Below are 25,208 nucleotides of genomic sequence, written 5' to 3'. Positions count from 1 at the left end.
AGATGCGCGTAATGGTCCGAAACATAGCTGAAACACGGCGACGCTAAACCCTTCTACACTGAAGTCGCCTCTCTCAAGGAGGCATCGGTGGAAGGTCTTGATTTGCCCGCTTCGTGCGGGCATTTTTTTGCGCCCGCCACGAGGAGCACGAAGCGCATCGCACAGCGCCAAAGCGACGCGATGCGCGCATGCTTACCGGTGCCAGCCGCCTCCCCATCCGCCGCCCCAGCCAATTCCAACGTTGACCGCCGGCGGGGCATAGTATCCATATGCCGGTCCGTAGCCGTACCCGTACGGCGTGGGTGCGACGACACACCCGCCGAGACTGGCCGCAAGTGCAATAAGCGCGATGACTCTGAGCATGATGACGCCTCCTGTTGAAACTTGGAGCACCCGTTACCGGGTTCGTTCGGGCTGCCCCGAACTGTCGTGTGACGGCGCATTACTGGGCAAATGCTGCGGATTCCGTCTGCCGTGCGGCTGGGCTGCGCGCAGCGCGAGAAAGGGGGCGAGCCCCATTTACAGATGCTTACGTTCCAGCGGGTCTGACGAACGCGGTATCGTTCAGGAAAACGCATGCTCGTTCGTCGCACGTGTCCTTCTGGAAAGTCCCAGGTGTTGCGCGCGCGCTACCTTGCAACGTGCGCGGCGTTGCTATGATGGAGTCACTGTTCCTCGGGAGCGGACACCATGGCGATCAGAGATTTGACCAAAAGCGAGCGGCAGCATGCCGCCATCGCCGAAGCACGCAAGCTGGCAGACAGCGGTGCGTATCACGACTACACAGACATCGAATACGTATTGCGTTTCGACCAGGGATTGTCGGATGTTTCGGCCTTGCTAGACAGCCAGGCCATTCACCGCGATCTGAATCGCCGCTGCGCGGATGCGCGCGAGAAATCGACATTGGTAGCCGTGTGAGCGCGTCGGGGCGCGTTCGGACGGCACCATAAAAAAGGCCCGCCGGTCGAGGCGGGCCAAGCTGAGGAGATTCACACAACATACCTCACGGGGGATGAGGTGAATCCAGTGTAATGATGTCTGGACTACATTGGGTTTTATAAGCTCTTACAGCTATTACGCTCCGTGACGCGATCATGAATGACCTCGTCACGGAGCGTTTTTACTTTGTTGCCGCACGCTCTGCCGCGAGCAATGCGCGCAGCGACCTGAAACCGACCCATCCCCAGTACACGCGATGATGGACGATCCGTCCGGCGGCGATATCCATCATCTCGACCAGATCCACCTGGTCGCCTTCCGGAGTGTGCCGCGGATACTCCCACGTAAGCTGTTTGCCGTTACAGAAGAACGTGCCGGTGCGGTACCAGCGGCCCAGATCGTTGGGCGGCGCGCGCAGGCCGGCTTCGAAGAATGGTTTGATGGCGGCTTTGCCGGTCAGGATGCCGCTCTGGCGGTCCGCCCAGGTTGCGAGGATCAACGGGCTTTCGAGGATGGCGTCGTCGGCGTACAGCGCCATTAATGCGTCGAGATCGCGCGTCTGGACCGACAGGTGCCATTGGTCGTAGATGAGGCGAATCTCGGCTTGCGTGGCTTCGGTCATGGTCGGTGTCCGGCGTCGTTGCGGAACTTCGAGTCTAGGGTGGTCCCCGGACCGGATGCTTCGACGCGTACCGAACGATGCGGACGCCGTTTAGTGAATCACTAACGCGTTCGACTGCACGTTGCCCGCGCCCGAGACGATATTCACACCTACATTGCCGCTGACGTGCGACAACGCACCTGCGCCAAGGGTAGCGGTTGCGATGCCTGTGACCGAGGCGGTTGCGTGTGCATCCTGCAGGGTGTTGACGTCGGCGGAGGGTGAACTGATCAGGACGATCTGATTCGCCTGCGCATTCAACGCGCCCGCGGCGACATTGACGCCGACGTTGCCGGTCGCGCCGCGCAGCACGTCCGCGCCGACGGCTGCCGTCGATGCGGACATCATCACGGTGCCACCCGTTTGCTGGACGCTCGTGAGTTGGGTGGTGCCGAACAGCGAGGTGGCGTCGGGATCAGTGGAGGCCAGCGCGTTCACCAGGGCTGGCGAGGCGCCGATGGCGACGGAAATGAGCAGGGTGAGGACGGGACGAAGTTTCATGTGTGACTCCCAGACGAGTTTTGACGAAACTCGTAGCTGTGATATCGGCGGGGGTGCGGAAAAGTTAAGCAGGGAATTTACGGAGGGAGATGAAGAGCGGGCATCGCGTCAAAAGCAGGGATTTGTGGCGTGTCAATGATGAAGCGGCTGCTGGACGCACGTCGAAGCTTGCTGTGGATTGTTGCGTCAGATGGCGCGGTGCGATGGGCAAGCTGTCAGGCTTATGCCATGTAGGAGCGCGAGGTACGGAGAAGCTCAGTTGCTGCGACGCGGGGAGTTTGCGTCGCGGAGAAAAGGTGGCGGAGGCGGTGAGATTCGAACTCACGGAAGGATTGCTCCTTCGCCGGTTTTCAAGACCGGTGCCTTAAACCGCTCGGCCACACCTCCAGGCCGGAAATTGTAACCCGAAATCTCCCCGCCACGGCAACTCGACACGCAATCACTGCGTGTCCATCACTCCGGATCTTTCAAAAACAACCCCTGCAGATCGTTCAGGAAAGCTTGCCCAAGCGGCGTCGGCGCGATCTTTTCGTAGTCGCGCACGATCAGGCCGCGCCGTTCCGCTTCCTGCAACGCCGGTTCGATCGACGTCATCGACATGCCGGTGCGCTCGATGAACCGATGCACGGGAAACCCCTCCACGAGCCGCAGCGCATTCAACATGAATTCGAACGGCAGATCGCGCGGCGCGACTTCGTTTTCTTCATGCACGGGCGTACCCGCTTTGGCCTGTTCGATGAAGGTGGTGGGGTGCTTGTAGCGCATCTGTCGGACGATGCGGTTCGGAAACGACAGCTTCGTATGCGCGCCCGCACCAATGCCCAGGTAATCGCCAAAGCGCCAGTAGTTGAGGTTGTGCTGGCTCTGGCGATGTGGCTGCGCATAGGCCGAAACCTCGTAGCGCCCGTAACCGGCAGCAGCGGTGCGTTCGTGAATCCAGTCCTGCATGTCGGCCGATGAATCGTCGTCCGGCAGCGCAGGCGGAAATTTCGCAAACAGCGTGTTCGGTTCGAGCGTCAGGTGATACAGCGAAAGATGCGGCGGCGCGAACGACAGCGCGGTTTCGATATCCGCCTGACATTGCGCGAGCGTCTGCTGCGGCAGCGCGAACATCAGATCGAGATTGAAGTTGTCGAAGGTGGTGGCCGCGACTTCCACCGCGTGGCGCGCTTGCGCCGCGTCGTGAATCCGCCCGAGGGCCTTCAGATGCGCTTCGTTGAAACTCTGGATGCCGACGGACAGCCGGTTCACACCGCTCGCGCGAAACTGCGCGAACTTGTCCGCCTCGAACGTACCGGGGTTGGCTTCGAGCGTGATCTCGGCATCGGCGTCGAGCCGCAACAGCGCGCGCACGTCGGAGAGCAGCCGGTCGAGTCCCGCCGCCGACAACAGGCTCGGCGTACCGCCGCCGATAAACACCGTATGCACCTGGCGGCCCCACACAAGCGGCAACGCCAGTTCGAGGTCGGTGCGCAGCGCGTCGAGGTAGTCGTTCTCGGGGAACGCGTCGCCTTTCCACTCGTGTGAATTGAAGTCACAGTAAGGACACTTGCGCACGCACCACGGGAAGTGCACATACAGCGCGAGCGGCGGCAGGGACGTGAGGTGGATGCGGCCGGGTGCCGTAAAAGCCTTGATCACGCCGGCATCGCTCCGGCCGGCCGGCACGATAGGAATCACGCTTCCTCCGTCAGACGCGCGAGCAGTTGCCGCAACGCGATCGCGCGATGGCTGCTGGTGTTTTTCACGGCCGGATCGAGTTCGGCAGCGGTTGCGTTCAGGTCCGGCAGGAAAAAGTACGGATCGTAGCCGAAACCATGCACTCCGCGCGCCACGTCGACGATCAGCCCAGGCCAGCGGCCCTCGGCGATCAGCGGCTCGGGGTCGTCAGCGTGACGCACGAGCACGAGTGCGCAGAAATAGTAGGCGCGGCGGTCTGCCTGCCCCTGCAGTTGCTCGACGAGATGCGCGTTGTTTGCCGCGTCGCTCTTCGAGCCGCCGGCCCGTTGCGCATAGCGCGCCGAATACACGCCAGGCGCGCCACGCAGAGCCCGCACGCAGAGTCCGGAATCGTCGGCGAGCGCCGGTAGCCCGGTGAGCTTTGCCGCATGCCGCGCCTTCGTCAGCGCATTCTCGACGAAGGTCGGATACGGCTCGTCTGCTTCCGGCACGTTGAGCGTGCCTTGCGCAATCAGTTCGATGCCGGCTGCACCCAGAAGGGCCGCGAACTCGCGCAGCTTGCCCGCGTTGTTCGAGGCCAGCACCACCTTGCCGAGTCCGGCGGATGCGGCTGCAGCGCTCGAGGTCTGCGAAGCCGCGTTGCCGGCGTGTTGACGATCACTCACCCTTCAGCTCCAGCGCTTCCTTCTGTTTCGCGACCAGCGTGCTGATGCCGTCGCGGGCAAGATCGAGCAGCGCGTTCATTTCGTCGCGCGAGAACGGCGTGCCTTCGGCCGTTCCCTGAATTTCGACGAAGCCGCCTTTGCCGGTCATCACCACGTTCATGTCGGTGTCGCACTGCGAATCTTCGTCGTAGTCGAGATCCAGCACCGGCAGGCCGTTGTACACGCCCACCGAAATCGCCGCGACGAAGTCCGTAATCGGCGAGCTTGCGATTTTGCCGCTCGCGAGCAGCTTCGTCACCGCATCGTGCGCGGCCACGAATGCGCCGGTGATGCTGGCTGTACGGGTGCCGCCGTCGGCCTGGATCACGTCGCAATCGATATTCATCGTACGTTGACCGAGCTTCTCCAGATCGAACACCGAGCGCAACGCGCGCCCGATCAGCCGCTGGATTTCCTGGGTGCGGCCGGTCTGCTTGCCGCGCGCGGCTTCGCGGTCGTTACGGGTGTTGGTGGCGCGCGGCAGCATGCCGTATTCCGCCGTGAGCCAGCCCTGGCCGCGATCGCGCAGGAAGCCGGGGACGCTTTCGGCCACGCTCGCGGTGCAGATCACCTTGGTGTCGCCGAATTCGACCAGCACCGAACCCTCCGCATGCTTCGTGTAGTGGCGCGTGATGCGCACATCGCGCAACTGGTCGGCGCGGCGGCCGCTGGGTCGGCCTTGGGAAATCGAGGTGGTGTCGGTCATCGTTCGGGATCGGTGGGGAAAGAGGGCGGGAGGAAACCGCGATTTTACCGCCGATCGGTCTGCCCGGCTCTCCGCACGCTCCGGAAGTCTCCGCTGGACGGCCCCTTTCGCCAAAAATGGGATAATGCCGGATCCACGCCCCGCGTCTCGTACACGCCGGGCGATTCGACTCTTCCGGCCAGCCCATCCAACGGTACGGCCTCCATCGCGAGACAAATGATGATCTACAGCATGACGGGCTATGCGAGCGCCACGCGCGAACTCGCAGCGGCCTCAGGCAACGGCGGCGTGAGCGTGTCGGTCGAACTGCGCACGGTGAATTCGCGCTTCCTCGATCTGAACTTCCGGATGCCCGAAGACGTGCGGGTCTGTGAGCCGACCCTGCGCGAAATGCTGATGAACAAGCTCTCGCGCGGCAAGGTCGATATCCGTATCAATCTGCAGCGTAGCGAACAGTCGGCCAACGCCGGCGCGATCAATCATGATGCGCTCACCCAGCTCGCGCTGCTGGAACGCGCGGTCGTCAACGCGTTTCCGGAAGCCGGCCGCCTGCGGACCGGCGAAATCCTGCGCTGGCCGGGTGTGCTGACCGAAAGCAGCGTGTCTGCCGAAACGCTGCGTGATGCGGTGCTCGCTTGTGGCAAGCAGGCGGTGATCGATCTGATCGACGTGCGCGCCCGCGAAGGCGCGCAACTGGCAACGATGCTGCTCGCCAACGTCACGGAAATGGAAGCGATTGTCGCGAAGATCACGCCGCTCGTGCCGGAGCTCATCACCCGGCATCAGCAGAAGATCGTCGAGCGGCTGCAGGAAGCGCTGGGCATTGCCGCGCCGGATACGGTGACCACCAGCATCTCGCGCGAAGAAATCGCCGAGCGTATCCGTCAGGAAGTGACGATGTACGGCATCCGTATTGACATCACTGAAGAACTCTCGCGCCTGACCGCGCATCTGAACGAAACGCGTCACGTGATCGAGAAGGGCGGCAAGGTAGGCAAGCGTCTCGACTTCATGATGCAGGAACTCAATCGCGAAGCGAATACGCTCGGCTCGAAGGCCGCCGCGAAGGAACTGGCGGATTCGTCGATGACCCTCAAGCTGCTCATCGAACAGATGCGCGAGCAGGTACAGAATCTGGAGTAATTTTCGAGCCACCCTCGGACAACGATTGCAATGACCGACCACACACGCGAAAGCAGCGCACCGCGCAACCCTTACGCCGGGGCGTATCCCGGCAACCTGTTCATGGTGGTCGCGCCTTCGGGCGCGGGCAAATCGACGCTCGTCAATGCGCTGCTGGCAGGCGACGAAGCGATCCGCCTGTCGATTTCCTATACGACGCGCCCGCCGCGTCCAAAGGAAAAGGACGGCGAGCATTACCACTTCACGACGGTCGACGATTTCCTCAAACGTCACGCAGAAGGCGAGTTCCTCGAAAGCGCGGAGGTGCATGGCAACTACTATGCGACCTCGCGTCTGTGGATCGAAGAGCAGATGAAAAGCGGCCATGACGTGCTGCTCGAAATCGACTGGCAGGGCGCGCAACAGGTGAAGAAACAGTTTCGCAATGCTGTCGAGATTTTTATTCTGCCGCCGTCGCTCGAAGCGCTGGAAGAGCGTTTGAGAAAGCGCGGTCAGGATGAGCCGAACGTCATCACGCGGCGCCTGCTTGCGGCAGGGAGCGAGATCGCGCATTCGGCTGAAGCGGAGTACGTGGTGATCAACGAGAATTTCGACCGCGCACTGGCGGAGTTGCAGTGTCTCGTTGCCTCGACGCGCTTGCGCTTCGCCTCGCAATACGCACGCCACACGGACCTTTTTGTGCAGCTTGGCATCCACCTCCCGCACGCGTGATCGCGGCGAGGTCCTGAGCACATAAGGTAGAATAAGCGACATACTGAGAAGGAATCCAACATGGCCCGCATTACCGTCGAAGACTGTCTGAAACAGATCCCGAATCGTTTCGAACTGGCACTTGCCGCAACTTATCGCGCACGCCAGCTTGCGCAAGGGCACACGCCGAAGATCGAAAGCCGCGACAAGCCCACCGTTGTCGCGCTGCGTGAAATCGCGGCAGGCCAGGTTGGCGTCGAAATGCTGAAGAAGGTGCCGGTCTAAGGTACGCTTCATCCGTATTCGATTGCCATGTAATTCATCACACGCGTGCAGACCGGCGTCCAACCTGATACGGAGGCGAACATGAGCACCAATCCCTCGCCCGCCGTTACGGAAGTGGAGCACGAAGCTCACGAAGGCGACTCCCCGGCTTCTGCACGCAAGTACATCGACGCGGTCCTCGAACAGTCGTTTCGCCATCTGTTCGGGCCGACCGCCACGCCGGAGCAGCCGCGCCGGCACGACGTCGTTTCCATTGCCAAGCTGACTTCCGCCTTGTCCGGCTATCTTTCGCCGGAAGAGATCAAGGACGTCAAGGCGGCTTTCCACTTCAGCGACGAGGCCCACCTCGGCCAGTATCGCCAGAGTGGCGAGCCCTACATCACGCATCCGGTTGCTGTCGCGGAGACCTGCGCCAGCTGGAAGCTCGACGCCCAGTCGATCATGGCGGCGTTGCTGCATGACGTGATGGAAGACCAGGGCGTGACCAAGGCGGAACTTGCCGAGCGCTTTGGGGCGAAGGTCGCGGAACTGGTTGACGGCTTGTCGAAACTGGACAAGATGGAGTTCCGGAATCGCGAGGAAGCGCAGGCGGAAAATTTCCGCAAGATGCTGCTCGCCATGGCGCGCGACGTGCGCGTGATTCTCGTCAAGCTCGCCGACCGGCTGCACAACATGCGCACCCTCGGTGCGGTGCCGCCGGAAAAGCGCCGCCGCGTAGCCCGCGAAACGCTGGATATCTACGCGCCGATCGCCCACCGGCTGGGTCTGAACAATACCTACCGCGAGCTGCAGGACCTGAGCTTCGCGAATTTCAATCCGCATCGGTACGCCACGCTCGAAAAAGCCGTCAAGGCGGCGCGCGGCAACCGGCGCGAAGTGGTTGGCAAGATCCTGGAATCGGTGCAGCGCGCCATTGCGGACGCGAGGCTCGACGCCGAAGTCACCGGCCGCGAAAAGACCATCTTCAGCATCTACAAGAAGATGCGCGACAAGCAGTTGTCGTTCTCGCAGGTGCTCGACGTGTACGGTTTTCGCGTCGTGGTCGAGAGCGCGCTGGAGTGCTACACCTGCATCGGCGCGCTGCATGCGCTCTACAAGCCGGTGCCGGGGAAATTCAAAGACTACATCGCCATTCCGAAGGTGAACGGCTACCAGTCGCTGCACACCACGTTGGTGGGCCCATTCGGCGCGCCCATCGAATTTCAGGTGCGCACGCGCAAGATGCACGAGATCGCCGAAGCGGGCGTGGCGGCGCACTGGCTGTACAAGAACGGCGGCGCCGACCTGAACGACGTGCAAAAACGCGCGCATCAGTGGCTCAAGTCGCTGCTCGACATCCAGAGTGAAGCGGGCGATTCGAGCGAATTCCTCGAGCACGTGAAGATCGATCTGTTCCCGGATGCGGTCTATGTGTTCACGCCGAAGTCGAAGATCATGGCGCTGCCGCGCGGTGCCACCGCGCTCGACTTCGCGTATTCGATCCACAGCGACCTGGGCAACCAATGCGTCGCGGTGAAGATCAACAATGAATTGCTGCCGCTGCGCACTGAGTTGAAGAGCGGCGATATCGTCGAAGTGATCACCGCGCCGTATTCCAAGCCGAATCCCGCCTGGCTCGGGTTTGTGCGAAGCGGCAAGGCACGTTCGGCGATCCGCCACTATCTGAAGACCATGCGGCTGAACGAGTCCGTGCAACTGGGCGAGCGGCTCGTCGATCAGGCGCTGAAGGGCTACGACCTGGCGCTGTCGGATGTGACGCCGGAAGCCTGGGAAAAGCTCGTGCAGTGGACCGGCAACAAGAGCCGGCAGGAAATTTTTGCGGATATCGGCCTCGGCCGGCGCGTGGCGGCGGTCATGGCCAAGCGCATCGAGGTGCTGATGAACGGCCACGATGCCGACGACGACAGCCCGCGCTCCGAATCCGGTCACACATCGCACCCGCCGCCGGTGGTGATCACCGGTACGGAAGGGATGTCCGTCCAGTTGTCGGCGTGCTGCCGCCCGATTCCGGGCGACGACATCATGGGCTATATCGGCATCGGCCTGGGCATGGCTATCCATACCACTGATTGCCGCGTGGCCCAGCGCATTCACAAGCGCGATCCGGGCCGCTGGATCGACGTGGCGTGGGCGCCGCAGCCGGGACGTCTGTTCGACGTGGCGGTGAAGGTGCTCGTGAAGAATACCAAGGGCGTCTTCGCCCGCGTGGCGGCGGATATCACATCCGCCGACGCGAACATCGTCCACATCGCCATGGACGAAGACCTGTCGCAGGAATCCACCGTCTTGCGCTTCGTGATTCAGGTCAGCGACCGGGTGCATCTCGCCAATGTGATGCGCCGCGTCCGGACGAACCCGGACGTGATGCGCATCGCGCGCGAGCGGCCGAGCGAGGAAGGGCATCATCGTCACGACGGCGGTATGCGCATCGATCGCGAACGCGCCGATTACTGACATTGAGCCCGCGCTTCACCACGTAAGTCTGAACACTCACGCCGGATTCGAGTCTCACCCTGTTCTTGAGGGGGAATGCGATGAACGTAGCTGACCTGACCGGTATGCCGCTCGACTATTGGGTGGCGCGCAGCCTGCACGGCGTCGTGCGCGAAATTCACTTTACCGACAGCGGAGAGACCGTTTCGATTCGTGGCGAGGATCACGGGCGCCCATGGGATGGACGCTTCACGCCATCGACGTCGTGGGAGGCTGCCGCGGTCGTGTTGGAGCGCGCCCAGCGGCTGGAGGTGCGCGAACATGTCAATCGGCAGAACGCGTACTGCATCGCAGATTTCGAAGGCGGTCACAGGACCGCAGAGGGGCGCGGCGATACGCTGCGTGTCGCGCTGCTGCGCGCGTTTGTGGCCAGCCGCTTCGGCGATACCGTGGATGACGTGCTGCAGCAGTCTCAGGCGCTCGCCGGCCTAAGCGCGGAGCCTATCAGCGAAGAGACCAAGTATCTGGTTGCCGAAGACATCCCGAAGCCCGACGGGCAGATCGGCGACATTCAGTCGGCGCCCCGCTGAAGGGGCTGTAAGGACGGATTTGAAGGAGCGGGCGCATCCGATGCTTCGGACATCAGCAATGGTCGCCGCACCGGATATACCGCACGCCATCCGTCGAACCAAAAACAAAGGGCCTTCCAGATGGAAGGCCCTTTATAGGTGGTGCGGCTGGCAGGATTCGAACCCACGACCCCTTGGTTCGTAGCCAAGTACTCTATCCAACTGAGCTACAGCCGCACGCTAAAACAGATACAACGCAGGTATAAGAACAAACCCGGTGAAACGAAAGGGCCTCCCCGGAGGGAGGCCCTCGAAATAAGTGGTGCGGCTGGCAGGATTCGAACCCACGACCCCTTGGTTCGTAGCCAAGTACTCTATCCAACTGAGCTACAGCCGCACGCAGAAACGGGATTATAGCAAAGCTTCAAAAAAAGGGAAGCCTCAAACTGCGATTTGTCTCATTGTCCTGATCGTGTAACCTTGATAGGCAGGGTTCGCTGCAGTCTATGGAAGATCATGAACAAGGCCTTTGTCAAAGAGTCGAGTGAGGAAGATGACGACGACCTCGACGTCGCGCAACCTGGAATTCCCGCAGGTGCGAAAAACTACATCACTCCCGCAGGCTATCGCCGGATACGTGATGAACTGCTCCATCTGCTCGACGAGGAGCGTCCGGAAGTCGTGAAGCTGGTGTCGTGGGCGGCTTCGAACGGCGATCGTTCGGAAAACGGCGATTACATCTATGGAAAACGGCGTCTGCGCGAAATTGACCGGCGTATCCGCTTTCTGACCAAACGGTTGGACCTGGCGGAGATTGTCGACAGCAGCAAGCAGGAAAACGTCGATCAGGTGTTCTTCGGCGCCGCCGTCGACTACGCGACGCAGGACGGCGAAATGCATACGGTGACGATTGTCGGCATCGACGAGGTCGACCTGGATAACGGGCGGGTGAGCTGGATTTCGCCCGTTGCGCGGGCGCTGGTGAAGGCCAGGATCGGCGACCAGGTCACGCTGCACACGCCGGCGGGGCCCGAACCGATCGACGTGATCGACGTCCGCTATCCGCCGCCCGACACGGGCGGTTGACGGGGCATTGGGGCCTTGCGGTGTCGCTGTCATGGGCGCGGCGCCTTCCGGCCGTTGTCCCGTCACCCTGGCATTCCTGCCTGTCTGGAAACGAAAAAAGGCGCCGCAAGCGGCGCCTTCCAATACTGCGACAACCTGTTGCTTTAGAAGCGGGTACGCAGACCGGCGGTCACCGCAACCTGGTTGTTGTTGCCCGAAGCGGTCAGACCGTTGATGTCCGCGTTCAGACCCGAACCGTCCTGGATCACGTGCTGGTATTCGCCTTGCAGATACACGTCCGTGCGCTTCGAGAGGGCATACGAAGTTTGCAGGTTGACCTGGTTCCACTTCGGATTCGTACCGTCGATGCTCGACTGCGTGAACGTGTAGCCACCCGCGACGCTCAGCGCCGGCGTGATCTGGTAACGGCCGTTCACTTCGAAGTTCTGGAAGTGGCCGCTCGTTGCACCCAGCGGAACCGTCGCCGACGTGCCTGCGGAACCAGCCGCAATACCCGTGAAGTCGTTCAGGTTAGATTGCGTGTACAGGAAACCTGCCGTTGCCGGGCCAAACGTGTAGTTCACGCCTGCACCGAACGTGCGTTGGCGGCCGGCGATCAGCGGGTTGTCGCCACCGACTGCGCCGTTGGGGCCGTTCGTGACCGCGCCGAGTGCGCTCAGCGTGTTATTCAGTTGCAGGTATGCAGCAGCGACGTTCAGGCCGCCGTAGTTATACGACGCGCCAAGGCTGTAGGCACGGTTGTTCGAGAATTCGCCGGCTGCGTTCGAGAAGCCATACAGGCCGCCGAACTTGAAGCCGCCGTAGTTCGCGCTCTGGTACTTGATCGAGTTGTCGACGCGGAACGAGTTGTCCATGTTGTCGTTGTCGAACGGGTGAGCCGTGAACGTGCCGCCGTATTGCGTGCCGGTCAGTGCCAACGGGCCGAGATAATCGACTGCGCTGTCATATTGGCGACCGAGCGTGACGGAGCCGAACTGGTCGCTGGCCAGACCAACGAATGCCTGACGGCCAAATTCGCGGCCCCCTTGGCGCAGCGAACCGTTCATGACGTTAAAGCCGTTTTCCAATGTGAAGATTGCCTTCAGACCGCCGCCCAGGTCTTCAGAGCCGCGCAGACCCCAGCGGCTCGTGCTGATTGCGCCGTCGGTTGCTTGCCAGTTCGAATGACCGGCTTGATTGTTCGTGTAGGTAATGCCTGCATCGATCAGGCCGTACAGCGTCACGCTGCTTTGTGCATGAGCTGCAGTGGCGAAAACGCCCGTGAGGGCCGCGACCATGAGTGTCTTTTTCATCTTTGTAACTCCAGGAACAGGATGGGCTCGAGAGGCCCAGGCTTCGAGGAAACGTCACGCCTACGCTGCGAGAGGCGATGTGACCTGCGTGAAAACGCGCGATACATCAAGCGCGCTCGTTTCCAGACAGGCAAAGTGTAGGGACGCGGGTCGGCCAGAAGGCATTCCGATTTACGCAATAAAGTATTACTTGACGCGCAATTATTGGCGGGTTTGATCGGTGCCTTGCTGGGAAAGGAATTACGCAGAGAACGCGGATGGGGCAGGGATGTGTCAACCTACGCGCGTTGCTCAATTACTACATCAAGCGATGTAAAAAAACAACGCGAAAAGTAAGGACGATGCCGATTGTTGTCGTAAGGGCAATTGATGATTGTCGATTGTGCGGCAAATCATCAGAGAATTCAGGGATATACTGACCTTTCTGCTTTTCGAAGCAGACTTTTTCGTTGCCGAAAAAGATCTCCAAACCTTTGTCGGCGCGACTTCCCAGTCGCGCTTTTTTTTGCATGCAATTCTGCTGCGTTCTTTCTAGCGAATCGGGGCAGCCAGGCCGGCCGGCGCATAAACCGTGGCGATTGCCACGCTCCAGTCTTCCATTACATAGTGACGGGCGTCCATGGGGGAAGACAGCAAGTTTTGCCAATGATCTCCGTGCCACATTGGGTCGAAGTCGAAAGCGGAGCCTGGTGCCGTTGTCTGCCTGATCGCCGCTGTGCGTGCCGTGGAGCGTGAGCGGCCAAGCCAGGCGGTGAAGCGGCGGTAGACATTCCGTAGCATGGCGATCTCCTGATACAACCTGCGTGGAATCATCATGATTGGAGGCCCGCGTCGTAACAAGTCGGACAAACACTTACGAATGTCATGATTTGTTACAGATAACGGAAAAATTTCCTGTGATGATCCGGGTGCTCCATTTCAAAAGTAAAAACGACGCGTAACCTATTCAGTTGTTACTTAATCATTGAGCGGTTATTGAGCCAAATCAGTTGCTATTTCGTTCAGGTTTAAATGGATCAGCGCCTATTCATAATTCGCTTGACGGCCAATCTTTCTTCCCCGTATAACGGCAATGCTGAATTTCCGATTGGCAGATGTGATGATGCAGTGTTCCCGCGTACCATCTATTCAGGTCTATCGTAATCGGCGTTAGGGCACTGCCCGCTTTAATCATAAATCTCGAGGAAAACTGGAATATGGAAACTGGTATCGTAAAATGGTTCAACGATGCTAAGGGCTTTGGCTTCATCACGTCGGACTCTGGCGGTGAGGATCTGTTCGCTCACTTCTCCGAAATTCGCAGCGAAGGTTTCAAGTCGCTTAAGGAAAACCAGCGCGTTTCCTTCGAAGTGAAGATGGGTCCGAAGGGCAAGCAGGCAGCGAACATCCAGCCTGTGTGAGCGGTACCGGCCGCGCAGTCACACGTCTCGCATCGCGGCGCGAAGAAAAAGCCCTCGCTTGGTCGAGGGCTTTTTCGTTTTCTGTATATCGCGCGTTCAAAGTTTATGGCGTCGGCGTGGGATGGTTTGCTTAGGGTTTTCGAGTATAAAAATGCCGCGCTTTCATATTCATTGGACATAAAAATATAATCTCCCGTCGCAGTCAAGCACCGCCAGCACAGGTGTCATTGCCGCGCGACGCTCACGCCGGCGCTAAAAACGGTGATGCCGCCCGCATGTCTGGGTGTCAACTGGTGCATACTTGCCGCAAGCTACGCATCCAAATTTATCCTGCCCCATGTCTGAACAGTTTTTGCAGAATCCCGCGATCGATATGCCGATCGCGTTCGTCGATCTCGAGACCACAGGCGGTTCGACTGGCGAGCATCGCATTACCGAGGTCGGTGTCGTCGAAATAGGTCCAGAGGGCGTGTCGCGCTGGAGTACGCTGGTCGACCCGCAGCAATCCATTCCGCCGTTTATTCAGCAACTGACCGGCATCACTGACGCAATGGTGCGCGGCGCGCCCACCTTCGACGCCATTGCGCCCGCTCTGTTCCAGCGGTTGGACGGCAAGCTGTTTATTGCCCATAACGCGAGTTTCGATCGTGGTTTCTTGCGCAGCGAATTTCGCCGTGCGGGCCTTGCCTTCAATCCGGACGTGCTGTGTACGGTGCGTCTGTCGCGCGCGCTGTTTCCGGCGGAAAAACGTCATGGACTCGACGCGCTCGTCGAGCGTCACGCGTTAGTGCCGTCCGACCGGCACCGTGCGCTGGCCGATGCCGATCTCCTGTGGCAGTTCTGGCAGCGTCTGCACGGCCTTGTGCCGGTCGACGTGTTGCGGGCGCAGATCGAGCGCACGCTGCGCCGTTACCGTCTGGCGGGCGAGATCACCGAAGATTTGCTCGACACGGCGCCGGTGGGCTGTGGTGTTTATGCGTTCTTCGGGGAAGAGGATGCGGCGCTGTATGTCGGCAGAAGTGTGCGGGTTCGGCAGCGCCTGCGCTCGCATCTGACCGGCGAGCGGCGCTCGTCGAAAGACCTGCGGTTGGCTCAGCAGGTGCGGCGGGTCGAATGGTTGGCGACGGGTGGCGAACTTGGCGCCATGCTGGCAGAGGCGCAATGGATCGCCACGCTGCGTCCCGGGCAAAACCGTCTGCCGCGGGTCTCGAAAAGCGATCCCGTCGATGCCCCCTGGCCGTTCGACGGGCCGATCGTCTTTGAAGAGCGCGACGCGGAACTGCAGGCGCGCGCCTTTCACGTGGTTGACCGGTGGCGTTATGTCGGCCACGCCCCGTCGCTTGCGCAGGCCGCGAGCCTGCACGCGTCGAGCGTGACCGCGGCCGCTTTCGAGCTATCCACCTACCGCATTCTGCAGACGCATCTCGCGCGTGGTTTGCGGATGATGCCGCTTGGCGTCTCGGCTATCGCGGATTCTGTCGGTGCGGGCGCTGCGAGCATCGCCTAGCCAGTCGCGCCGACTCCGCCCGATTCGCACACGTGACCGAGCGCGTGCGTGAGCGCGCCGGTGCGCGCCGAGTCGTAGCGCGTCAACGTTTTCCAGTTAGCAATGCCTTGAGCGACGCGTGACGGGCAGTCGGGCGCCGCGCGCAGTGGTTGCACGCGTGCGAGCCCAGCGATCATCGACTGGGTCAACTGGTCCAGCTGAGGCCGGGTGCTGGTAGCAAGGTCAGGCGGCGCGCCCTCGGGCGCCCGGGTACTGCGCCACGTGGCGAACAGCGCATTCTGCACCTCCTTGCTGGCATCGATCTGGTCTCGAAAGAACGCGCGGGCGAATTCGGGATCCACTTGTGCGGCAGCAGCGCGTTTGGCGACGTCGGCAAGTAACGCGGCCTCACGTGGCGGGTCGGTGATCTCCTGGTGATTGGCCCATTTCCAGCGCGCCACCGGCTCGGCCAGCGCAAGCCTTTGCGAGACGAGCGAAATCAGATTGGTCAGCGCGGTGTCGTCGCTATCTGCACGAGCGGGTGCCGGCGTGAGCGTCAACGCGGCACACAACGTGAGCGCGGCCAGCGCGCCACTGCGATACAAGCGATTCATGAGGGAATGGCGACCGAAAGGTCGAAGCGGAAAAGCCTGAAGAATAAACGAAGCGCGGTGGAAGCGGTGCGGCGCTGCTTGCAAGACGCGCGACCACCCGCGCCGCAGCTGACGACCCAGCGCGGGACGATCGACTAGCGCGGTGCGCAAGCACTCGCGTAGTTCGCGCGCATGCACTGACGGGCGACGCACACGGCGCGTCTCCCGAATGTTGCAGCACGCGGGCTAGCAGTTACTTCTGCTCGCACGACTTGCGTTGTTCGTCGAAGAACGCACGAACATGCTCAGGCAGTTCGGCGCCCAGAAACTCAACGCCAGCGGGTTCCGGATCCGGACTGAAGACTTTATCCGGGGTCGGAAGTTTGGGCGGTTTGGCATCCATGATCTTTCTCCTCTACGGACCGATTATCTGCCTCGGTCCCCGTTTTACACCAGTGCTGCAAACCCATAACGCTGCTTTTCATTGGCCATTTGTTGCTTTATCGGCACAGAGTGACTTTGCTTGAATGGGTTTGAATAAAATTTACCGGTTGTCCTGCATGACGAACGATCGCACTGATTTTGTCAGTGTCGTTTGCGCGGTGTTGCTCACGTCGACTGACCACTCACGACATGCAGTTGCGGCAACCTGTCGTACAGCATCTCGAACCTGTTCGCCTCATCACTGTGAAGCTCGCAAGCGTCAGTGACTCGCACTAGAACATCCTACCGTCAAATGCGTTTTACCCTGTTCCTGTAGTACTCATTGATGCGGTGCAGCGTAGTCTGCCATCTCATGATTGCCGCGATCTGAAACCCATCGGCAGGTTATCAGGACCCTTAATCAATCTGTTTCGCTGCAGTGCACACACGTCGAAAAAGTGACTTGGCGTGTATTGCATTCGCGCGCCGCGTCATTCAACCGGGCAGAATGACGCCCTCATTTTTTTGTTAACGATGAATTAGCGCATTCCGTTGACGCGTTTGACGATCTTTTACTTAACCATATGAAAAGACGAATACAGATGAGAGCGAAATTGAATGCGGTGTGCAATTGCTCCCCACGGAAACGGTTTCATCAATTAGCCTGACTATTAAATACATTTGAGTTTTTCGGTGCAGAGATGTGCTTGCGCGTCACGACGCGGCCCGTTGTGGCTCGGTGACGCCGAGACGCCGAGACGCCGCGACGCTCCGCTTACAACGCCAGCCGTTCCCTGAGATATCCCGCTGTGCGGCTGGCGTCGACACGCGCCACCTCGGCCGGCGTGCCGTTCGCCACCACCTTGCCGCCTGCTTCGCCGGCTCCTGGTCCCACGTCGATGATCCAGTCGCTTTGTGCCGCGACGCGCATGTCGTGTTCGACGACCACCACCGCATTGCCCGCATCTGCGAGACCCTGTAGCTGCACCATGAGCCGGTCGACGTCGGCGGGGTGAAGGCCGGTGGTCGGTTCGTCGAGGATATACAGCGTGTCGCCGCGTTGCGCGCGTTGCAATTCGGTGGCGAGCTTGATGCGCTGTGCTTCGCCGCCAGACAACTCCGTGGCCGGCTGGCCGAGCCGCAGATAGCCGAGCCCGATGTCGCGCAACACGGTGAGCGCGCGCATCACGTGCGGTTCTGCGGCGAACAGGTCGCAGGCGGCGTCGACGGTCAGCGCGAGTACTTCGGCGACGTTCCTGTCGCGCCACTTGATCTCGAGTGTCTGCGGGTTGTAGCGGGTGCCGTGGCACGTCGAGCAGGGCGCATAGACGCTGGGCAAAAACAGCAATTCGACGCTGACGAAGCCTTCTCCCTCGCACGTGGCGCAGCGTCCTTGCGCGACGTTGAACGAGAAGCGTCCGGTGCTGTAGCGTCGCTTGCGCGCGGCGGGTGTCGCGGCGAACAGCTTGCGCACATGATCGAAAAGGCCGGTATAGGTGGCAAGATTGGAGCGCGGCGTGCGGCCGATCGGCTTCTGGTCGACCCGCACCAGCCGGCGCACGGCTTCCATGCCGGCGACGATCTGACCGCTGGTCGGCACAACGGGCGTGGTGAAGAGCGGATCCTGCTCGTCGTCGTCAGCGGTCTCGATGACGCGTCCCAGCCGATTCGCAATGAGTTCCGGCAACGCCTGGCTGACCAGACTCGACTTGCCGGACCCTGATACGCCGGTGACGGTGGTGAAGCAACCCAGCGGAAATGCCACATCGAGCCCATGCAGGTTGTTGCGGGTGACGTGGGCGAGCCGCAGCCAGCCGCGTGGTGTGCGGGGCGTACGTGAGTTCGGTGCGGGCGCGGCGAAAAGGTGGTGCCGCGTCTGCGATGCTTCGACTGCCGCGAGTCCGGCGGGCGGCCCGCTGTAGATCACGTGCCCGCCGGCTTCTCCTGCGGCCGGCCCGACGTCGACGAGCCAGTCGGCGCGGCGCATCATCTGCAGATCGTGTTCGACGATGAACAGTGAGTTGCCGGCGGCCTTGAGGCGCTGCAACGCTATGAAAAGCGCTTCGCCGTCGGCCGGATGGAGTCCTGCGGAAGGCTCGTCGAGCACATAAACGACGCCGAACAACTGCGACGACAACTGCGTCGCGAGCCGCAAGCGCTGCAGCTCACCTGAGGAGAGCGTCGGCGTGCTGCGTTCCAGCGCGAGATAGCCGAGCCCGAGATCGATCAGGGTGGACAGGCGTTCCAGCAGTTCGACGGCGATCCTTTGAGCGGCGAGGCGCTTTTCCTCCGAGAGATTCGGTGTGCGTCGAACGTCCGGCGCCGCCTCATGCGCTGAGCCGCCGGTGGCGACCCGACGGGCGCTCGCATCGCGCCGGGCAGGTTTGCTGAGCACATTGCTGTTCGTCGCGGCGCTGGAGTCTGGCCACACGCCCTGCGCCACCGGTTCGAGGATGGCCGCCAGGCGGGCGAGCGGAAGTTGCGCCATCTCGCCGATATCGAAGCCCGCGAAGGTCACCGACAGCGCTTCCTTCTTCAGGCGCTTGCCATGGCACGACGGACATTCGCTGCTGATCATGAATTGCGCGACGCGCTTTTTCATCAGCGGGCTTTGTGTATTCGCGAAGGTGTGCAGGACGTAGCGCCGCGCGCCGCTGAAGGTGCCCTGGTAGCTCGGCTCCGCCTTGCGTTTGAGCGCTGCTCGGGTTTCCTTCGGCGAGAAGCCGGCGTAGACGGGGACGGTCGGCGTCTCGTCGGTGAAGAGGATCCAGTCGCGGTCTTTCTTCGGCAGATCGCGCCACGGGGTGTCGACGTCGTAGCCGAGCGTCACGAGGATGTCGCGCAGGTTTTGTCCGTGCCATGCGGGTGGCCACGCGGCGACGGCGCGCTCGCGAATCGTCAGCGAGTCGTCGGGCACCATCGATCTTTCGGTGACCTCGTAGACCCGACCGAGGCCGTGACAGGTCGGGCAGGCACCCTGCACCGTATTCGGCGAGAAGTCTTCCGCGTACAACATGGCTTGTCTGGGCGGATAGCTGCCGGTCCGCGAATACAGCATACGCACGAGACTGGATAGCGTCGTGACGCTGCCGACCGAGGATCGCGCGCTCGGGGTGCCGCGCTGCTGTTGCAAGGCGACCGCGGGCGGCAGGCCTTCGATGGCATCCACGTCCGGCGCGCCAACCTGTTCGATCAGGCGACGCGCGTACGGCGCCACTGACTCGAAGTAGCGCCTCTGCGCTTCGGCATAGAGCGTGCCGAACGCCAGCGACGATTTGCCGGAGCCCGACACGCCGGTAAACACGACTAGCGCGTCGCGGGGGATCTCGACGTCGACATTCTTCAGATTGTGTTCGCGGGCGCCGCGGACGCGCACGAAGCCTGTGGGGGCGACGGTGGTGGGTGCAGTCCGCTGCGTTGCAGTGGTCGTGCGCGAAGGCGTCTTTTTGTCGGAAGAGGTCATGCCAAACTATAACGGGTTGGCGTATTGGCATCCGGATCGCGCGGTGAACGCTAGCTGGAAAGCAAAAAGCCCAGTCGTAAGGACTGGGCTTTTTGCTTGAATCTTGTGGTGCCGGAAAGAGAAATCGAACGTCGAACTTTACCCGATCCGGTCAGGGGCGCATGTCGGCCTGAGAGCCTTACTGTACAAGGGTTTGCGGTCTCCGGCAATAGGCCGTGCGGTCTAGGGTCCCTTGGGGCCTGTGGTAACTCGGGGGCCTGTCTTTATGGTAACCCGTGGGGACCCATGGCCACCCAGTTAATAGGGACGCACCGAATTTCCCAAGGTGGGCGCGGCCCTACCGGGGGTCCGAGGTTTCATAAACAGGCACCCCCTAGTTGCTAGGGGGCCGTGGGGTCTCTGGCTGAACGGGTTACATAAACCTTTCAGTTCTTCAGGAACTTGGGGGCGGCCCCCCCACTCAATGATTTCCAACAACAACGTGGCGGTCGGCCTCAAGTCGATCTTTTTGAAGTCAATCAGCAGAGAACGAGACCGGTACTATTTCCCGCGCCGAGTTGTCGATCGATTTGGAAAACCAAACGCGAGTGCGATGCGCAGCGCACCGAGCGTGCTGCACGGCTGCGAAATCGCTCTACGGGCGCTTAACCCTCGTCGTTAAGGTCAAGCTGGCCTTGGGCTTTGGCTGGATCGTCAGGTAGCTCGTCCGACGATACGGCGCTTATACCAATAGAGCGGGCGAAGTTGCGAAGGCCCTTGTCGTCAGAATAGATGCACGTCGCAAGACGGCTACGCGCAATCGCTACGATTTGGTGATCGAATTTCACCTTACTCCAAACGGCGCTTTGCTTGCCTTTCTTGTTACCGGAAGACAGCGCCGCCCGAATGCTAATCGAACACTCGATTGCCGCACGTTGGTCGAACGGCACGACTTCGAAGCCAGATGATCTACTAAATTCGTCCGCGAGGTCGGGAGCGTAAACAAGGAGCTCCGACAAAGCAGGTGTCGGAATAAGGATTTTCGTTCGCCCCTGGCTAAGGGTACGCACGAGAAAATCCAAGCGCTCTTTTTTATGTCGCTCTGTCGTGCGGGGCGTGAGGAGACTAATAAGAATTCCAGCATCAAAAACGACCATTAATCGCTTCCCCGGATCCTTTGGTGTTCTTTTATCGGTTCATCAAGTTCCGCCCATCCGTTTCCCGGATGTGATGCGAGCGTGGCAAACACCTCGTTAGGCGGCGTCTCGTCAAGCTCCTCAAAATGAGCAACATGAAAGCTCACCAGACCCCAACCACCTTCACTCCAGCGTTCCCAAAGCCCTTGTCCGTGAATACGAACTGGCTTGCCAAGATAATGGCGAACAAGCGCTCGTGCCGTCTCAGGCGTTGTTTCGATTCCCTTATGAATCGTCTGTCCATCGAGTGATTGCAGCCACACAGGAATCGTTCGGTCCGTACCGCCGATGCGAATGACGGTGCCGTCTAGACAGCCAGCCTCGCGCAACCTGTAAGGCTTTTCATCAGGAATCTCGCGGCCGAGGAACTTGACGTAGACAACGTTCCCCGCCTTCAGCGTGGCCTTGGCATTGTCCGCCTTGAGAAGGCGATTGATCGCCTCGAACGGTTTTCGAATGTCATCGGGGGCATCAACTGAGTGCGCAAGTTGCAGGCGTGCTTGAATCTTGGGTATCGCCGGAAAATCGACCTTCGCCTGCGGAATCGCGCTTCCCTTTTTCACGCTCGTGAAGTGCACGTGTTCATGGCTACCGAGCAGGTCAGCAAGCTGAGTCAAATACTCCGCCAGCCGCGACATCGGGAGCGTGTCCGGCGTAAAAGCGTCGATTCGAAATTGGATGAGTTCGGTCTTGTCCATGGCATGGCCTTCGCTCTGATTATATGGTGAAGAGCCTCAGTGAGCCTACTAACATTGCGCCTCCGCTGAGTTGGCTCACAAGGTATACATTCAGGCTAGGCCGTTCGATAGCCAAATACAATAGCTCAAAAGGTTGACCGTGTTGTGAGCCACCTCTACTATTGAGCCATACCAGTTCTGAGCCACGCACGGATACCGACCATGAACGCAGCCGCCAACACCGCCAAGACCATCACTCTGTACTACGGTCGTATCTCGACCATCGACGGCCAGACGTCAGCGACTCAGTACGACGATGCAGCCAAGCAATGTGTGAGCGCCAAGCACGTACACATCGACGAAGGTGTGAGCGGCTATCACGTGGCCCCTATGGACCGCAAAGAGTGGACGCGGGTTATGGACAAACTGAGCGAGGGTGGCGTGCTGTACGTGCGCTGGCTCGACCGTATCAGCCGCAACTACGACATGCTGTCGAAGACCATGAATGAACTGATGGCCATGGGCGTCAAGGTCGTCTGCACGCTGAACGGGATGGTGTTTGATGGTCGGGCTACGGATGCAATCTCCAAGGCCACCCGAGACGCTGTGCTGGCCTTCATGGCCGCTCAAGGCGAAGCGGACTACCTCAATCGTCGCGAGATGCAGAAGCAAGGCATTGCGACCGCTAAGGCCCAAGGGAAAGAGATGGGACGCCCCAAGGCCGCAGACGCATCCGCAGTGGTCGCATGGCGTACCGAGCATGGCGCAAGCATCAAGGAGACCGCAGAGCATTTCCAGATCGGAGCGGCCACGGTCAAGCGCTACTGCGCCGCTAAGTGATCCGAGGGATCCAAGGGGGGCGCTGTCCCCTTAGTTGGGGACTCTTTTACAGCCACCTTACCGATTATCCTGACTAGCCGCGCCAAAGCGGCGCTTAGCTTTGCCGCGCAAGACCGTCGATCTCATTCGACAGCGAAGCGGCCTTGTCTCCCATGGCTCTGGAATAGATCGCATACGATTGAAACAAATAGTTAGTGCGGGTTCCGTAGAAACCTAGGAGCCGCTTGCAGACCTCGGCAATACCGACACACCTGGCAGTACTCAGGAACCCGGTGTAGCCGCAATAGATCGGTCAGGCGGGGCTGCCTACACCAACGGCTTCTCTTACCTCGGGAACGGCTGTTTTGCGTCTATGGACACGTAACCGGGTAAACCGGCTGGAACGGGCGACCAAGATCGCGCCCACCCGGAACCCTGCGCCCGTCAGATGACCTGCGCGTAATGTGCGTTGCGGAAATGCTCGCCGGGTATTCGAAGGGAAATTGAATGGACGCCGCCTGTTTGTGTCAGCATGCAGCGCTGGAAATGAAATGTTTGCCGACCTTGTATGTGCAAAAAATCCGGAAATGTATTCTGTCGCGGCACCAGCGATAGACGTTCGGTTCGATCATGCTGTTGCGTTCTGGAGCGCATTCTATGTTCGGCTGTTTTCAAGCAACTCCACTTCCATGAACTCGGAGCGCATCACTAAAGCTTTCAAGGCATTGGCAAATTTGTTCGGAGTTCCCACTCATTGGACGCGCAAAAATAAGTCTTCTCAGTGGGAGCATGAGGTTATAAAAAACTAGCACTTCACAACAATGAGAGGTCCGGCGTGGACGTTAGAAAGTTATTATTCTTAATCGCGCTAACAACAGCTTCAACCTTGGCACAGGCACAAGTCAAACTCATGTTGTTCGGAGGGGCGAGCCACGACGTCTACTTGGGCTGTCTGAACTGCTCCGATGTGGCACCCGACTCAGTCCATAATGATATCGGTCAATACGGTTCAGACATTTCGCCGCAGAGCATCTTTAATGACATAGGTCGGTACGGATCGGACATATCTTCTGAAAGCCCATGCAATGATATAGCACCTGATCCTCCAGTTATTGTCGATCAAAATGGTGGATTCTACGGCTATCTGACGCTCAATGATATGCATTCCAAAGCAGTCACCGATCAGAACATCCTCGCGTGGTTAAAATATAACGTCTGTAAGGTGCAACGCTGACTGCCTCGAAGGGCGGCTTTTGAGCGCCGCGGATGGCTGTGACGGGTCGTGATATGCCAGTTGTATCGGTCATAGGACTATGTTTCCGTATAAATCTGTCATGCTCGCCAAGCTCACCCATTTCGGATCATTTCCTGTCTCCCAGCCCGCCGACGTTACATATCTATAAGGCCGCTTTGCTGCTTTCAATGCATCGCGCCACTTCACGGCGGTCTCTACTGTGCCTGACAATTCCACATAACGGTGGTTATTGTCACCGATCCTACCAATCATGCCGAACAACACCTCACCAGCGTCAACAAGCCCAAGGTCAGAGTGTTCGAGTTCAACGCGGGAATGATAGTAGTCACGCGTATTCAACCAGCTGATCTCTTTCTTCTCGGCGCGAGAGTAGATTGCACAGAGGAACGCAGCGAACACAAGGAACGCTACCTTTTCGACCCAACGAGGAATCGGAGGAATCATCTCCAGAATCACATCCATGAAGCGCCAATAAACTGCCAGAGCTGCAAGTCCCGCGATTACGATCAAAGCTAATATAAGAAGGCCGCCGACCGGAGTGTGACCGATGTAGAAGTCTCTGATGTGAATGGCGGTCGAAATCCGACATTGGATGGCGGCGTCGGACAGCCGTGCGACGCGATTGCTGTTCAGCCCGGCGACTCTGGGACGTTTCATGGGGCTCAGATTCGGGTGCGTCGGAGGGAGCCCGTAGGGCGAGCGCAGACGCACCGGGGATGTGCGGTTCGCCAGGGGGATGACGCGGGAATCGGGATGCGGTAGAAGAACGACTACAACTGACCGCCGAAGAAACAGGCCCGACACCGGTCCTAACCGCCAAGTTCATTCCAGTGTCGAGCCCCACACGCGCACAACGGGGTACGGGTGCCGGGCCAGTATGGCACGGCTGATCCGCCTCGTCGATACCGCTTCGGCATTGACGGGGACTGCCGATGCCGGCCACTGGCCGCCTCTTTCTGTGCGCCCGCTGCCGGGCGCAGGTCGTCGTGTGCCGGCGTTGCGATCGCGGCCAGATTTACTGCGGTGGCGACTGCTCACAGGCCTCGCGCCGCGCCCGCCTGCGCGAGGCTGGCCAACGCTATCAACTCAGTCGTCGTGGCCGCTTTGCACATGCCGAACGGATGCGTCGCTATCGTCAGCGCCTCAATAAAGTGACGCATCAGCGTTCCCCGACACCCGTCGCCAATGCTCTACTGCCACTGACTTCGACGACGACGGCCACCGC

General features: G+C 60.2%; 27 protein-coding genes and 3 tRNA genes. 12 read left to right on the top strand and 18 right to left on the bottom strand.

From position 1 onward, the window contains the following. Positions 1–192 precede the first annotated feature (192 nt). On the bottom strand, positions 193–363 hold the full coding sequence (locus P3T43_RS22115) for a hypothetical protein (RefSeq protein ID WP_429283176.1): 171 nt from the start codon (positions 361–363) through the stop codon (positions 193–195). Between the two features lie 327 nt (positions 364–690). On the opposite strand from P3T43_RS22115, the gene P3T43_RS22110 reads away from it, so the two are divergent. Next, positions 691–921 (top strand): hypothetical protein, encoded by a 231-nt coding sequence (locus tag P3T43_RS22110; protein ID WP_429283175.1) that lies wholly within the window; start codon positions 691–693, stop codon positions 919–921. A 202-nt stretch (positions 922–1,123) separates the two neighbouring features. On the opposite strand, the gene P3T43_RS22105 is transcribed toward P3T43_RS22110, so the two are convergent. The 6 genes from P3T43_RS22105 to rph all read right to left on the bottom strand — a co-directional run bounded on the left by P3T43_RS22105 (position 1,124) and on the right by rph (position 5,194). Then, on the bottom strand, positions 1,124–1,564 hold the full coding sequence (locus tag P3T43_RS22105; protein WP_429283174.1) for a nuclear transport factor 2 family protein: 441 nt from the start codon (positions 1,562–1,564) through the stop codon (positions 1,124–1,126). Positions 1,565–1,654: 90 nt separating this feature from the next. Further along, on the bottom strand, positions 1,655–2,104 hold the full coding sequence (locus P3T43_RS22100; RefSeq protein WP_429283173.1) for a hypothetical protein: 450 nt from the start codon (positions 2,102–2,104) through the stop codon (positions 1,655–1,657). A 297-nt stretch (positions 2,105–2,401) separates the two neighbouring features. Further along, positions 2,402–2,491 (bottom strand) — tRNA-Ser (locus P3T43_RS22095). A gap of 66 nt (positions 2,492–2,557) precedes the next feature. After that, positions 2,558–3,784 (bottom strand): radical SAM family heme chaperone HemW, encoded by a 1,227-nt coding sequence (gene hemW, locus P3T43_RS22090; RefSeq protein WP_429283172.1) that lies wholly within the window; start codon positions 3,782–3,784, stop codon positions 2,558–2,560. Continuing rightward, positions 3,781–4,371: an RdgB/HAM1 family non-canonical purine NTP pyrophosphatase gene (gene rdgB / locus P3T43_RS22085; RefSeq protein WP_429283296.1), complete on the bottom strand. Its 591-nt coding sequence runs from the start codon at positions 4,369–4,371 to the stop codon at positions 3,781–3,783. Before rdgB ends, hemW begins: the two co-directional genes overlap by 4 nt. A 70-nt stretch (positions 4,372–4,441) precedes the next feature. Beyond that, positions 4,442–5,194 carry a ribonuclease PH gene (rph, locus tag P3T43_RS22080; RefSeq protein WP_429283171.1) on the bottom strand — a complete coding sequence of 251 codons (753 nt, stop codon included), beginning with the start codon at positions 5,192–5,194 and terminating at the stop codon, positions 4,442–4,444. A 219-nt stretch (positions 5,195–5,413) separates the two neighbouring features. Between rph and P3T43_RS22075 the strand changes: the two genes are divergently transcribed. From P3T43_RS22075 to P3T43_RS22055, 5 genes are all read left to right on the top strand, one after another. Beyond that, positions 5,414–6,337, top strand: coding sequence for a YicC/YloC family endoribonuclease (locus tag P3T43_RS22075; RefSeq protein ID WP_429283295.1), 924 nt, complete (start codon positions 5,414–5,416; stop codon positions 6,335–6,337). 30 nt (positions 6,338–6,367) lie between these two features. Then, complete coding sequence (gene gmk / locus P3T43_RS22070) at positions 6,368–7,048, top strand: guanylate kinase (protein WP_429283170.1); 681 nt, start codon at positions 6,368–6,370, stop codon at positions 7,046–7,048. A gap of 60 nt (positions 7,049–7,108) precedes the next feature. Continuing rightward, the gene (gene rpoZ, locus P3T43_RS22065; RefSeq protein ID WP_006025620.1) at positions 7,109–7,312 is read left to right on the top strand and encodes a DNA-directed RNA polymerase subunit omega; all 204 of its coding nucleotides are present in this window, start codon (positions 7,109–7,111) and stop codon (positions 7,310–7,312) included. An 81-nt stretch (positions 7,313–7,393) separates the two neighbouring features. Further along, a complete protein-coding gene (locus P3T43_RS22060) occupies positions 7,394–9,766 on the top strand; it encodes a RelA/SpoT family protein (protein WP_429283169.1) in 2,373 nt (790 codons plus the stop codon). 80 nt (positions 9,767–9,846) lie between these two features. After that, positions 9,847–10,335 carry a phage protein NinX family protein gene (locus tag P3T43_RS22055; RefSeq protein ID WP_429283168.1) on the top strand — a complete coding sequence of 163 codons (489 nt, stop codon included), beginning with the start codon at positions 9,847–9,849 and terminating at the stop codon, positions 10,333–10,335. Between the two features lie 139 nt (positions 10,336–10,474). On the opposite strand, the gene P3T43_RS22050 is transcribed toward P3T43_RS22055, so the two are convergent. Further along, positions 10,475–10,551, bottom strand: a tRNA-Arg gene (locus tag P3T43_RS22050). A gap of 83 nt (positions 10,552–10,634) precedes the next feature. After that, a tRNA-Arg gene (locus tag P3T43_RS22045) sits at positions 10,635–10,711 on the bottom strand. Positions 10,712–10,830: 119 nt separating this feature from the next. Between P3T43_RS22045 and greB the strand changes: the two genes are divergently transcribed. Beyond that, entirely contained in the window at positions 10,831–11,400 is a 570-nt protein-coding gene (gene greB / locus P3T43_RS22040; protein ID WP_429283167.1) for a transcription elongation factor GreB, read from the top strand. A gap of 143 nt (positions 11,401–11,543) precedes the next feature. Here greB and P3T43_RS22035 read toward each other — a convergent pair whose 3' ends face one another. The 3 genes from P3T43_RS22035 to P3T43_RS22025 all read right to left on the bottom strand — a co-directional run bounded on the left by P3T43_RS22035 (position 11,544) and on the right by P3T43_RS22025 (position 13,472). After that, the gene (locus P3T43_RS22035) at positions 11,544–12,692 is read right to left on the bottom strand and encodes a porin (protein ID WP_429283166.1); all 1,149 of its coding nucleotides are present in this window, start codon (positions 12,690–12,692) and stop codon (positions 11,544–11,546) included. Positions 12,693–12,990: 298 nt separating this feature from the next. Continuing rightward, a complete protein-coding gene (locus P3T43_RS22030; RefSeq protein WP_429283165.1) occupies positions 12,991–13,203 on the bottom strand; it encodes a hypothetical protein in 213 nt (70 codons plus the stop codon). Between the two features lie 20 nt (positions 13,204–13,223). Beyond that, the gene (locus tag P3T43_RS22025) at positions 13,224–13,472 is read right to left on the bottom strand and encodes a hypothetical protein (protein WP_429283164.1); all 249 of its coding nucleotides are present in this window, start codon (positions 13,470–13,472) and stop codon (positions 13,224–13,226) included. Between the two features lie 416 nt (positions 13,473–13,888). Here P3T43_RS22025 and P3T43_RS22020 point away from each other — a divergent pair, with 416 nt between their 5' ends. Both P3T43_RS22020 and P3T43_RS22015 read left to right on the top strand, forming a co-directional pair. Beyond that, positions 13,889–14,092, top strand: coding sequence for a cold-shock protein (locus tag P3T43_RS22020; RefSeq protein WP_429283163.1), 204 nt, complete (start codon positions 13,889–13,891; stop codon positions 14,090–14,092). A gap of 337 nt (positions 14,093–14,429) precedes the next feature. Next, positions 14,430–15,599, top strand: coding sequence for an exonuclease domain-containing protein (locus tag P3T43_RS22015; RefSeq protein WP_429283162.1), 1,170 nt, complete (start codon positions 14,430–14,432; stop codon positions 15,597–15,599). Here the strand turns inward: P3T43_RS22015 and P3T43_RS22010 are convergent. The 5 genes from P3T43_RS22010 to P3T43_RS21990 all read right to left on the bottom strand — a co-directional run bounded on the left by P3T43_RS22010 (position 15,596) and on the right by P3T43_RS21990 (position 21,930). Next, positions 15,596–16,192 (bottom strand): chorismate mutase, encoded by a 597-nt coding sequence (locus P3T43_RS22010; RefSeq protein WP_429283161.1) that lies wholly within the window; start codon positions 16,190–16,192, stop codon positions 15,596–15,598. The two genes, P3T43_RS22015 and P3T43_RS22010, sit on opposite strands and share 4 nt — an antisense overlap. Positions 16,193–16,424: 232 nt before the next feature. Beyond that, positions 16,425–16,574, bottom strand: coding sequence for a hypothetical protein (locus P3T43_RS22005; RefSeq protein WP_429283160.1), 150 nt, complete (start codon positions 16,572–16,574; stop codon positions 16,425–16,427). A gap of 795 nt (positions 16,575–17,369) precedes the next feature. Beyond that, the gene (locus P3T43_RS22000) at positions 17,370–20,057 is read right to left on the bottom strand and encodes an excinuclease ABC subunit A (RefSeq protein WP_429283159.1); all 2,688 of its coding nucleotides are present in this window, start codon (positions 20,055–20,057) and stop codon (positions 17,370–17,372) included. A gap of 644 nt (positions 20,058–20,701) precedes the next feature. After that, a complete protein-coding gene (locus P3T43_RS21995; protein ID WP_429283158.1) occupies positions 20,702–21,193 on the bottom strand; it encodes a hypothetical protein in 492 nt (163 codons plus the stop codon). Then, the gene (locus P3T43_RS21990; protein WP_429283157.1) at positions 21,193–21,930 is read right to left on the bottom strand and encodes an MFS transporter; all 738 of its coding nucleotides are present in this window, start codon (positions 21,928–21,930) and stop codon (positions 21,193–21,195) included. The genes P3T43_RS21995 and P3T43_RS21990 overlap by 1 nt, the downstream gene beginning before the upstream one ends. Positions 21,931–22,131: 201 nt before the next feature. On the opposite strand from P3T43_RS21990, the gene P3T43_RS21985 reads away from it, so the two are divergent. Next, on the top strand, positions 22,132–22,749 hold the full coding sequence (locus P3T43_RS21985) for a recombinase family protein (RefSeq protein ID WP_429283156.1): 618 nt from the start codon (positions 22,132–22,134) through the stop codon (positions 22,747–22,749). An 814-nt stretch (positions 22,750–23,563) separates the two neighbouring features. Beyond that, positions 23,564–23,962 (top strand): hypothetical protein, encoded by a 399-nt coding sequence (locus P3T43_RS21980; RefSeq protein ID WP_429283155.1) that lies wholly within the window; start codon positions 23,564–23,566, stop codon positions 23,960–23,962. A gap of 69 nt (positions 23,963–24,031) precedes the next feature. On the opposite strand, the gene P3T43_RS21975 is transcribed toward P3T43_RS21980, so the two are convergent. Next, positions 24,032–24,640: a hypothetical protein gene (locus tag P3T43_RS21975; RefSeq protein ID WP_429283154.1), complete on the bottom strand. Its 609-nt coding sequence runs from the start codon at positions 24,638–24,640 to the stop codon at positions 24,032–24,034. 275 nt (positions 24,641–24,915) lie between these two features. Here P3T43_RS21975 and P3T43_RS21970 point away from each other — a divergent pair. After that, positions 24,916–25,208: hypothetical protein (locus P3T43_RS21970; RefSeq protein ID WP_429283153.1), on the top strand; the 293-nt coding region annotated here is incomplete at its 3' end.

The organism is Paraburkholderia sp. GAS41 (assembly GCF_050436545.1).
Classification (GTDB): Bacteria; Pseudomonadota; Gammaproteobacteria; order Burkholderiales; family Burkholderiaceae; genus Paraburkholderia.
Note: the sequence above shows the minus strand (reverse complement) of the source record. Positions and strands in the feature narration are given on the sequence as shown.